5 protein-coding genes are annotated in these 6248 nt (G+C 72.5%); 3 read left to right on the top strand and 2 right to left on the bottom strand.

Going from position 1 to position 6248, the window contains the following annotated elements; translation table 11 throughout:
* Both AB0I76_RS20090 and AB0I76_RS20095 read left to right on the top strand, forming a co-directional pair.
* A partial coding sequence (locus AB0I76_RS20090) for a DUF4012 domain-containing protein (RefSeq protein WP_357037461.1) occupies window positions 1-1581 on the top strand: 1581 nt, incomplete at its 5' end.
* A gap of 13 nt (window positions 1582-1594) precedes the next feature.
* The gene (locus tag AB0I76_RS20095; RefSeq protein WP_357037464.1) at window positions 1595-2233 is read left to right on the top strand and encodes a hypothetical protein; all 639 of its coding nucleotides are present in this window, start codon (window positions 1595-1597) and stop codon (window positions 2231-2233) included.
* 92 nt (window positions 2234-2325) lie between these two features.
* On the opposite strand, the gene AB0I76_RS20100 is transcribed toward AB0I76_RS20095, so the two are convergent.
* Entirely contained in the window at window positions 2326-3696 is a 1371-nt protein-coding gene (locus tag AB0I76_RS20100; RefSeq protein ID WP_357037467.1) for a hypothetical protein, read from the bottom strand.
* A 125-nt stretch (window positions 3697-3821) separates the two neighbouring features.
* Entirely contained in the window at window positions 3822-5159 is a 1338-nt protein-coding gene (gene gdhA, locus AB0I76_RS20105) for an NADP-specific glutamate dehydrogenase (protein ID WP_357037470.1), read from the bottom strand.
* Between the two features lie 126 nt (window positions 5160-5285).
* On the opposite strand from gdhA, the gene AB0I76_RS20110 reads away from it, so the two are divergent.
* On the top strand, window positions 5286-5606 hold the full coding sequence (locus AB0I76_RS20110) for a MazG-like family protein (RefSeq protein ID WP_357037473.1): 321 nt from the start codon (window positions 5286-5288) through the stop codon (window positions 5604-5606).
* Window positions 5607-6248 lie beyond the last annotated feature (642 nt).

Below are 6248 nucleotides of genomic sequence, written 5' to 3' on the forward strand. Positions count from 1 at the left end.
GTGAGCGGTGACACCGACCGCGCCCAGCGGACCCTCGCCGCGCTCCAGGAGCAGGCGGCGGCGGCCCGGGCGGCGACCGGGGACCCGGGCTGGTGGCTCGGCCGGCAGACGCCGTTCGCCGGGGACAACCTCGCCGCCGTACGACAGATCGCGGTGGCGATCGACGACCTGTCCCGGCAGGCGTTCCCGGCGCTGCTGCGGACCGACCTGAGCAGTCTGCTGCCCAGTGCCGGGCGCCTGGACGTCGGCCGCCTGCGGACCGTCTCGACGGAAATGGCCACGGTCGACGACGCCGTGCAGGCCACCCGGCGGGACCTCGCCGCGGTGCCCACCGGTGGGCTGGTCAGCCAGGTGGCACAGGCACTGACCGATTTGCGGACGGAGATCGACCGGCTGGCCGGTCTGACCGCCGCGGCGGACCAGGCGGCCCGGCTCCTCCCGCCCCTGCTCGGTGTGGACGGTCCCCGCAGCTACCTTCTCGTCTCCCAGAACCCCGCCGAGTTGCGGGCCACCGGGGGCATGATCGGCGCGTACGCGGTCCTGCACGCCGACGCGGGCCGGGTCCGGATGGGGCGCCAGGGGTCGAGCGCCGAGCTGACCCGCTTCACGCCGCCGCTCGCCGTGCCTCCCGAGGTGCGCGCGGCGTGGGGTGACCTGCCGGGCATGTATCCGGCCGACGTCAACCTGACCCCGCACTTCCCGACCGCCGCCGCGCTGTACCGGGAGATGTTCCGGCGCCGGACCGGCACGGTCGTCGACGGGGTGCTCGCGGTCGATCCGGTGGTGCTGTCGTACCTGTTGAAGGCCACCGGGCCGGTGCTCGTGCCGGACGGCGTCCCGCTGGCCACCGACACCGTGGTGCGCACCCTGCTCAGTGACGCGTACCAGCGCTTGGACACCCGCCAGCAGGATCAGTTCTTCGCGACGGCGGGCGCCGCGGTCTTCGACACCCTTTTTAAGAAGAATGTCAGTCCCCGTGGCTTAATGTCCGCATTCGACCGTGCTGTCCAGGAACGCCGGATATTGTTCTGGAGTGCCCGACCGGAGGAACAGCGGATGTTCGGCGACAGCCGGATGGCCGGCGTGCTTCCGGAGAAGGACACCGTGCCGACGGTCGGCGTGTTCCTCAACGACGGCAGCGGCGCGAAGCTCGGCTACTACCTCCGGCCCACGGCCACCCTCACCGTGGGCGAGTGCCGGTCGGACGGCCGGCGTGAACTGCGGCTGCGGGTCACCCTGCACTCGTCGGCGCCGAAGTCCGGACTCAGCACGTCCGTCCTCGGCCTCGGCCTGGCGGGCGACCCGTACACCGTGCGGACGCTGGTGTCCGTGCACAGCCCGGCCGGCGGGGCCGTTCTCGGTACCCGCCTGGACGGGGTCGAGGTGGCCGTCGGTGCCGACAGCGAGCGGAACCGGCACACCGTGACCACGAACGTCGACGTCGGACCCGGCGCCACCCGCACGTTGGAGACGACCGTGCTGACGGCGAGCACCGGCAGCGGCTCGGCCGAGCTGTGGCTGACCCCCACCGCCACCCCGTGGACCACCCAAGTTGTTACCGCACCAAGCTGTGACCAGTAGGAGGGAACCAATCATGCGGCTATCCCGCATCATCATGGCGCTCACGGTCGGTCTGGCCGTGGTGGCCGTACCGACCGCGGCGGGGGCGGCCCAGCCGCAACAGCCGCCGCCGACCACCACCGCAACACCGCAGCCGCCGGTCTACCCACCCGGAACCGGCGCCGCGAGGCTGACCGTCAGCGATCCGACGATCTTCTTCGGTGACACGGTGGACATCATCGGGGACAACTTCGGGCCGAACGAGCGGGTCGTGATCACCGTCTCCTACACGCCGCTGGCGGCGGGCGCGCAGAACGCCCGGCGGAGCGACGGGTCCGCCGTGGCGATGACCACGGTCGCCGCGCAGCCCGGCACGGTCGAGCGCACCATCGAGGCGGTCACCGACGGGAACGGGGACTTCCGCGTCGAGGAGTACAAGCCCTCGGTGACGGGCCGATTCATCCTGAGCGCGGTGGGTCAGGAGTCCCGGCGCAGTGACACCGCCTCGCTGCGCGTGCTGCGCAAGAAGCAGCCCGCGCTGCCCGTCACGGGTGACAGCCTGGGCACGCCGATGAAGGTCGGTGGCGGCCTGGTCGGTGCCGGCGCGGTGATGCTGCTGCTGAGCCTGGCCTGGCGCCGGCGGCACCGGTTCGGTGGCGGGGCCGCCCACTGACCTGACCCCGCTCCGGGCAGGGCCCGGACGCGAACAGACGGCGCCCGTCGGATCACTCCGGCGGGCGCCGCCGTTCGTGTCGGGGACCCGGATCAGCAGGCCCCGTAGAGGCGGCGGGTGCCCACGCCGGCCGCGTACGCCGCCCGGTCGGTGAACCGGCAGCCGTAGTCCGGCGCGGCCACCACCGCCGGGTCGGTCACCGTGTCGCCGGCCGGCCGCTTGCCCTGGCGTACCCAGGAGACCAGGTCGTCCCAGGCGGTGCCGGCCTCCGTCGGGGTGAACTCGCAGTGCTGCGCCGCGCGGATCGCCCGCTGCACGACCAGCCGGCTGCGGCCGTGCTTCGCGACGTCCCGTGCGTACGCCTGCTCCATCGAGAAGGGCACGAACAGGTCACCGAGGTTGTGCAGGCTGACCACCGGGGCGGTCGGGCGGCCGGCGATCCGCGGCACCTCGGTCAGCGTCGGCGAGAGCCGCTGCCACAGGTTCTCCGGGGCCACCCGCTGCACCGTGGCGTTCACGTCGACCGGCGAGTTCGGGCTGTAGCGGGTGAACAGGTTCGTGGCGAGCTGCCCCGGGCGCTCGGCGGGGGAGTCGCCCCCGTTGGTGACGCTGATCCCGAAGAGGAAGTCCTTCCAGATCGCGAAGGACGCGTCGGCGCCCGGGCGCGGCCCGCCGGAGCGGTTGACGGTGATGTCGCGCAACTGCCGCCCCCGGTCGTTGACGATGGCGGGGTTCGTCGGGCTGATCCCGGTCAGGCCCAGCGCCACCTGGATCCGGGGCACCGCGTTGGTCAGGTAGTCCGGCGGCGTCGGGTACGCGCGTACCCCCGCGAGGGCCTGCGCGGCGAGGTTGTAGTCCAGGAAGAAGTCCAGCAGTTCGTGGTCGCCGAGGACGCCGCACATCGGCAGGCCGCCGTCGTAGTAGCCCGGGTACTGCTCCAGCGAGCGGCCGATGATGTAGCCACCCATCGACACCCCGGCCAAATACGTCCGGTGGGGACGGTCCACGAGCCGGGCGAAGTGGTCGGCCAGGTCCTTCGTGCTGAGCACGCCGGAGCGGATGTCGAAGCCGTTGCGGGTGTACGAGGAGGCCGCCCAGGCGTACCCCTGCTCCAGCAGGCGCTGCCGCAGGTCGAAGGCGGGCGCCTCGGGCGACAGCACCGTGGTCTGGCCCCGGTAGCCGTGCGCCCACATGACGAGGTCGCCGTTCCAGTTCGCGGGGACCTCGACGATGTACGCGGCGTGCCGGTGCACGCCCTGCCGGACGGTGGTCGACGCGCCGCCCACGACGAGGGGGGCCAGGGGCGGGTTGCTGATGGTGTAGCCGGGCAGTGGCTGCGTACCGTCTGAGTGGCGGTCGCCGGCGGCGGAGGCCGGCGCGGAGCCGGCGAGGCCGACCGCGACGGCCAGCGCCACGCCGGCGCCGAGCAGGCGGCGAAGGATGCGGGTGGTTGAGGACGGCATCGTCGCTCTCCCTGGGACGGTGGTCGCCCGGTGGTGAGGCGGGCGGGACGGGTGCCTACCGGCCGGTAGGGACCTGAAACTAGGCACGCCGTTCCACCGATGTCAATGGCTGCCTGACCGGCCGCTCAGATCAGGCCGTGCGCCAGCATCGCCTCCGCCACCCGCCGGAATCCGTCGATGTTCGCCCCCGCGACGTAGTCCCCGGGCAGCCCGTACTCCTCGGCGGTCGCCCAGCAGCGCGCGTGGATGTCCCGCATCGTCTCCCGCAGCCGCTGCTCCGACGTCGCGAACGTCCACGATTCACGGCTGGCGTTCTGCTGCATCTCCAGCGCGCTCACCGCCACCCCGCCGGCGTTGGCCGCCTTGCCCGGCGCGAACCGCACCCCGGCCCGGCCGAGGATCCGCACCGCCTCCGGGGTGGTCGGCATGTTCGCGCCCTCCACCACCGCGACGCAGCCGCCGGCCACGAGCGCCGCGGCCTCCGCGCCGCCGATCTCGTTCTGCGTCGCGCACGGCAGCGCCAGGTCGCACGGCACCTCCCAGACGGTACGACCGGAGACCGCCACCGCGTGCGGCACGTGGCGTACGTAGTCGTCGAGGCGGGCGCGCCGCTGCTCCTTCAGCTCGCGCAGCAGCTCCAGGTCGATGCCCTTCTCGTCCAGCACGTACCCGGCCGAGTCCGAACAGGCCACCACCGTGCCGCCGAGCTGATGCACCTTCTCGATCGCGTAGATCGCCACGTTGCCCGAGCCGGACACCACCACCCGCTTGCCGTCCAGGCCGTCCCCGGTCTGCCGCAACATCTCCTCGGCGAAGAACACCGCCCCGTACCCGGTCGCCTCCCGGCGTACCTGCGCACCCCCGTAGCCCAGGCCCTTGCCGGTGAGCACTCCCGACTCGTACCGGTTGGTGATCCGCTTGTACTGCCCGAACAGGTAGCCGATCTCCCGTCCGCCCACCCCGATGTCGCCGGCCGGCACGTCGGTCTCCGCCCCGATGTGCCGGTACAGCTCGGTCATGAAGCTCTGGCAGAACCGCATCACCTCGCGGTCCGAGCGACCCTTGGGGTCGAAGTCCGCGCCGCCCTTCCCCCCGCCGATCGGCAGCCCGGTCAGGGCGTTCTTGAAGATCTGCTCGAAGCCGAGGAACTTGACGATCCCCAGGTACACCGACGGGTGGAAACGCAGGCCACCCTTGAACGGGCCGAGAGCGCTGTTGAACTCCACGCGGAAACCCCGGTTCACCCGCACCCGGCCGTGGTCGTCCTCCCACGGCACCCGGAAGATGAGCTGCCGCTCCGGCTCGCAGATCCGCTCGACGATCCGGGCCTCCGCGTACTCCGGGTGCCGGGCCAGGGCCGGGCCGATGCTCTCCAGCACCTCCCGCACCGCCTGGTGGAACTCCGGCTCGCCCGGGTTGCGGGCCACCACGCTCGCGAACACCGTCTCCACGGTCTCCGGCATCACCGACACGTCCCTTCGGTCCCCGGCGGCCCCGTTGCCGCCCGCGTCGGCGTACGTGCGCCGAGCCGCCCCCGGGTACGGCCCGCGACCCCCGTCCGGTTCACCGACCGGCTCTACTGTGTCGGCGTGGACGAGACGATCTGGGCCGCCGCCCGTGCCTCGCGGGCCTGGCTGGACGACGCCAACGGCACCGGGCAGGCCGAGCTGACCTGCCGCATCCTCAAGCTGAGCGAGGAGGCGGGCGAGGTGGCGGGCGCCTGGATCGGCATGGTGGGGCAGAACCCGCGCAAGGGGGTCATGCACAGCCGCGAGGACGTCGCGGCGGAACTCGCCGACGTCGCGTTCACCGCCCTGGTCGCCATCGAGAGCCTCGGACTGGACGCCCGCACCGTCCTGGACGAATGCGTGACAAAGGTGCGCACCCGCCTACCCCCACCATCCCCCTGACGCCCCCCTGACGCCCCGCCCCGGTCGCCCACCGCCCCGCCCCGCCCCGGTGCCGGCGCTGAAAGGACGGCAACTTCGGGGAAGTTGCGGCCTGCGGCACGGGGGAGGGGACATCTTCCCCGAAGTTGTCGCCGTTACGGCCGTCCGGCGGCTGCGGTGCGGGTGGTCTGTGGCGTGGTGTCCGGTTCGGGGGTGTGGCTGGGGGTATCCCCGGCGGCGGAATCGTGGCCGGCCGGGGGTCGTTACATCACCTGGACGATCGAGCAGAACGCACAGCCCCTCAGGCGCGGGTCGCCCCGCCCCGGAATGTGGGTGGCCGGCCGGTCGTTGAATCCCCCGACGATCGCAGGACCCCTGGCCGCCCGACGGGTCCCCCGGCCCCGGAATGACCACGGGCAGTCGGTCGTTACATCCTCCTGGCACCGCGGACCGAGCATCCCCCTGCTCGATGAGCGTGTGCCGAATCCCCCGAACTTCCTGAGCGCCCTGATGGCGCCTCGCACCCCCACACGCCGATCCCCCCCTCGGCTCAGGGTGCTGACCCCCGAAGGAGCTTCCCCATGAACACGATCATGCGTAAGAGCGTTCTCGGTATCGCTGGTATCGCCTTCGCCGGTGGCATCTTCGCCGGCCCCGCCACCG

This window comes from Micromonospora sp. NPDC049799, from assembly GCF_040656655.1.
Lineage (GTDB): Bacteria > Actinomycetota > Actinomycetes > Mycobacteriales > Micromonosporaceae > Micromonospora.